The organism is Microseira sp. BLCC-F43, assembly GCF_041929235.1.
In the GTDB taxonomy this organism is placed as follows: Bacteria; Cyanobacteriota; Cyanobacteriia; order Cyanobacteriales; family Aerosakkonemataceae; genus Microseira.
Genome location: NZ_JBHFNP010000056.1, coordinates 1 through 4,240, shown reverse-complemented (window position 1 = coordinate 4,240; position 4,240 = coordinate 1). Strand labels below are relative to the sequence as shown.

Annotated in this window: 4 protein-coding genes; 1 reads left to right on the top strand and 3 read right to left on the bottom strand. The window is 44.8% G+C overall.

Translation table 11 applies throughout. The features are described 5' to 3' along the window. Positions 1-296: 296 nt before the first annotated feature. Genes ACE1CM_RS09635 through ACE1CM_RS09625 form a run of 3 tightly spaced genes read right to left on the bottom strand, consistent with a single transcriptional unit; the run spans position 297 to position 2,551 of the window. On the bottom strand, positions 297-425 hold the full coding sequence (locus ACE1CM_RS09635) for a DUF6760 family protein (RefSeq protein WP_307731652.1): 129 nt from the start codon (positions 423-425) through the stop codon (positions 297-299). A gap of 5 nt (positions 426-430) precedes the next feature. Continuing rightward, positions 431-817, bottom strand: a complete 387-nt coding sequence (locus ACE1CM_RS09630; RefSeq protein WP_374877194.1) for a phage tail assembly protein — start codon at positions 815-817, stop codon at positions 431-433. Between the two features lie 6 nt (positions 818-823). After that, positions 824-2,551: a tetratricopeptide repeat protein gene (locus tag ACE1CM_RS09625; protein WP_374877193.1), complete on the bottom strand. Its 1,728-nt coding sequence runs from the start codon at positions 2,549-2,551 to the stop codon at positions 824-826. Between the two features lie 208 nt (positions 2,552-2,759). Here ACE1CM_RS09625 and ACE1CM_RS09620 point away from each other — a divergent pair, with 208 nt between their 5' ends. Next, on the top strand, positions 2,760-4,064 hold the full coding sequence (locus tag ACE1CM_RS09620) for a pentapeptide repeat-containing protein (protein WP_374877192.1): 1,305 nt from the start codon (positions 2,760-2,762) through the stop codon (positions 4,062-4,064). Positions 4,065-4,240 lie beyond the last annotated feature (176 nt).

The following is a 4,240-nucleotide window of genomic DNA, read 5'->3' as shown; positions in this document are numbered from 1 at the left end:
TGCTTGCAGTTCAGAGTTTTGGAGTTTCTTTGTAGTACCACGGCGGGGGAAATGTTCTTTCCCTGGGAAGGTTTTATGCTTGCCGTGCCGAGAAACGGTTTGTCTGTGTAGTTGCTAGGCGGGGGTATTGTTTTTTTTCTGGGAATGTTTTTTGCTTGCCGTGCCGAGAAACCGTGTATCTGGGTTTGGGCACGGCGGGGGAAATATTTTGTCCCAGCGAAGGTTTTATGCTTGCCGTGCCCCTACTTCTTGGCGTCTTCTTGTTGATGTTGCCGTACCCGTAACCGCTGAGAAATTTATTCTAGATTTCGCTTGATTTTGCCAATTTCTGTTACCCAACGGCGGCGACTGGCATGTTCTAAATTTACAATGTCTTCTAAGGACCAGTGGAAGTGAAAGGCAATGCAGGCTACCTCCTCATAGATTTGGTCTAAGGGGTAGCCTGAGACTCCCCCGATAGTTCTAACTCCACGTTAAAGTTGCTATTGCATTGAGGACATTTAACCCGCATCGTGGCGCTGCCCTGTTGGTTAATTTGATTGTAAAATGTCCGCAAGTAAGCTAAATCCTGGGTGAAAAGATTCTCTAATAAATCCGGTGTAACTGAAGATAATTCGCCCAAATTGGTAATCACTCGCGCCAGCATGACTAAAACGCTATAGGCTGGATTGTCTCGAACTCGCGGCTCTTTTTGCAGCCAAATTTCATCTTTAGCTGTTGCGAGGCGCATCATTCCCTGGCGGTGAATTTTTCCTTGATCATCGACTAAGCCTTTCGGCAGGATAAATTTAAATTCTGTCTGTAATTCATTGGTCATGGCTGTTTAAATTTGGCTCTTGAATTTTTCTATCAATAAGTCTCGTTGTTGTTGAGCTAGGGCGTAATTGGGATTGACGTTCAAAGCGGCTTCAAAGGCTTCGAGTGCTTTTTGGTTTTCGCCCATTCCGACCAGGGCTAAGCCTTTCCCAGTCAGCACGTAAAAGTTATTGGGGCTGATTTGCTCTGCTTGTTCGTAAGCTGCCAAGGCTTCTTCATACTGTTTTAAATCTACTAAGACAACGCCTTTATTATACCAACCTTCTAAGGATTTAGGATTGAGTATAATCGCTTGATCGGTTGATTTCAATGCATTTTGGTAATCGGTTAAATTCCAGAGCGCTACGCTGCGGTTCGCCAAAATATCGGCACAGAAGTTTTTGGCGGATTTCAGGATGTTTTCGTATTCTTTTAAATTCCAGATGCCTAGATTTTGGTTGTTAGACAAAATTTCGGTACATGTGAGTTTTTCCTGAAAGTTTATCTCGGTGTTTAATGCTTTTTCATAAGCTTTGAGGGCTTCTCTGTACTGTTTTATTTGGCTGAGTATCCGGCCTTGATTGAACCAGGCTTGACTGTATTTAGGATTAAGTTCAACGGCTTTTTGCAGGGCATCTTGGGCGTCGTCGTACTTTTGTAAGTGCCATAGGCTGACGCCTTTGTTGTTCCAAGCTTCGGCGAAGTTAATATTAATATTGAGAGCGCGTTCGGCGTCAGCGATTGCATCTTGGTATTGTGCCAATCCGATTAAGGCGCTGCTGCGTTGATTCCAAGCATAGGCGGGATTTTTATCGCCCCAGTTTCCATCACCTGCTATGGCATTTTCACAGGAAGTCAGGGCTTCTTTGTAATTTCCGATTCGGTTAAGTGTGGCGCAGCGGTTTACTTGCGCTAAACTCGATTTAGGATTAATTTGAATCGCTTTATTATAAGAACTGAGTGCTTTTTCATCCTGGCCTAATTTTTCAAATAGAATTGCTTGGTTTGTCCAGGTTGTAGCATCGTTGGGATTGACTGCTAAAGCTTGTTCGTAAGATGCGATCGCTTCCACTATTTGTCCCGCTTTCTGTTGTGCTGTTGCTCTGGCAATTAAAGCCGTTGCTGGAACCGCATCTTGCGCTTGATTGCAAGCAGCTATTGCTTCATCATACCGCCCCAAATCTGATAGAGTTCCACATCGTTCCAGGATGGCTAAAGAATTATCTGGATTGATGGTTAAAGCGCGGTCAAAAGCAGCGAGTGCTGCTTCATTTTGGCCTAATTTTTTTAACGCCAAACCTCTATTATACCAGGCCAGAGCCGGGGAAGAATTGCCCCAATTGCCATTAACTTTGAGAGCTTGTTCTAGGGATGCGATCGCGTCATCATATTGACCTAATTCATAGAGTGCTGCGCCTCGTTGCGTCCAAGCGAGAGAATTTTTAGCGTCAAAGCGCAATAAATAATCGTAAGAGGCGACGGCAAGGGCGTATCGTTTAAGTTGAAATAGCACATTGCTGCGACTTGACCAAAGTTGGGGATTTCTGCTTTTTGGTCTAAGGGTAATGGCTCTCTCGCAAGCCGCCAAAGCTTCATTATAATTTTGTTGGCCCTCCAACACCCGACATTGATTTGCCCAAAAATTAAAGTCTTTTAGCTCAAAGTCTCTTGTTTGCGCCGAGACTGGAACCGCCGAGTGAATAAAAATACTTATAACCCCCGCCGTAACGCCGAGGGATTTAAAAAAGGGTTTCATAAATTTTGCCTCTCTTGTATTTTAAACAAAGGAAAACGGGGCGGCTGACCAAGGCAGCCGCCTGTTTCAAATCTTTAAGATTGCACCCCAACACGATGACTGAAAGGTATTTTGAACCCTGATAAAATTAAGATATAACAGATTGGAATTGCTACGGATAATACAAAAAATTTTTTAATCCGGAGTTTTGCCAGCAGCAGATGGAGTGATGAGATTAAAAATTTTGACCTACAGTGTAAGCGCGATCGCATTGCTGTACCTAGTTTCGGGAAGTGCAACCGGGGTGCAATCAAAATCAGTTGCAGATTATTCCCCGCGTCCCCAAGTCCCCGCGTCCCCGCGTCACACCCGTAAGGAAGCGATCGTCGCGCAAGAGTCCCCAAGCATCAGACGCCTGCGGGAAACCAGAGACTGTGCGGGATGCAACCTCAGCAACGCCAACCTCGCCAACGCATACTTGCGCGAAGCCAACCTGAGAAACGCCAACCTCACCAACGCCAACTTGCGCGGCGCAGACTTAAGCGGTGCTTATTTAAGAAATGCTAACTTGCAAAATGCTTCCTTGCGGGGTGCTAATCTTAGCAGTAGCGACTTGAGAGCGGCAAATTTGCGGGGAACCGACCTCAGAGACAGCAAAATCAACTACGAAACCGAAATAGATAGCAAATGGCGCATGGTTTGGGAAATGGTCAATCAACCTGCCAGGGGTCGAGATATGCGAAGAGCGGATCTGCAAGGCGCTAACCTTAGCAGTGTAAATTTAAGTCAAATTAACCTAGAAAATGCCAACCTAACAGGTGCAAACTTGAGCGGAACAAACTTGCAAAATGCCAACTTGAGCAACACCAATCTGAGTGGGGCAAACCTATTTATTGCCGACCTGAAAAACGCCAATCTCAGTAGCGCCAATTTAACCAATGCCAACCTGACAAATGCCGATTTGCGCCAAACAAATCTTAGCCAAGCTAACTTAGATCGATCCAACTTGAGTAGCGCTAACTTGGGTGGAGCCAATTTAAGCAACACCAATCTAATATCCGCAAATTTGAGAGAAGCTGACTTAAGCGGAATTAATTTAAACGGCGCTAACTTAAACGGCGCAGACTTATTTAATGTCAGCCTCAGAGATATCGATTTAAACAGTACAAATCTGCGGGGTGCTAATCTCAGAGGCGTTAACTTTAGGGGTGTAAATCTGAGAGGAATCGAGTTGGGCGGCGTCAACTTAAGCGGTGTAAATTTAAGCGGATCCGACCTCAGCGGTGCCAATTTAAGCGGTGTTATTCTCAAACAAGCAATTCTGGCAAAAGTTAATTTAAGAGGCGTCAATCTCACCGATGCAGACTTGAGTAATGCCGATTTAAGTAATGCCGATTTAAGCGGAGCCAACCTCAGCGGTGCAAACCTGAGCAATGCCGATTTAAAAGGAGCAACTTTAAGCGGAATCACACTTACTTCTGCTACTAATTTGTGCGGGACAACTATGCCAGATGGAAGTCAAAGGCGTTGCTAATTGCTAATGGCTAATTGCTAATTGGTAATTGAAATCCGATCCCCCCTAACCCCCCTTATCTAAGGGGGGGACAAGAGCAAAAATCTGAAATTTAAAATATGATTGGTAAATGAAATCAGATCCCCCCTAACCCCCCATATCTAAGGGGGGGACAAGAGCAAAAATATCAAATATGA

What these genes read in the sequence shown, in the direction of transcription:
- ACE1CM_RS09630 (WP_374877194.1), bottom strand. Translation starts at nt 817, where the DNA reads ATGACCAATGAATTACAGACAGAATTTAAATTTATCCTGCCGAAAGGC.
- ACE1CM_RS09625 (WP_374877193.1), bottom strand. Translation starts at nt 2,551, where the DNA reads ATGAAACCCTTTTTTAAATCCCTCGGCGTTACGGCGGGGGTTATAAGT.
- ACE1CM_RS09620 (WP_374877192.1), top strand. Translation starts at nt 2,760, where the DNA reads ATGAGATTAAAAATTTTGACCTACAGTGTAAGCGCGATCGCATTGCTG.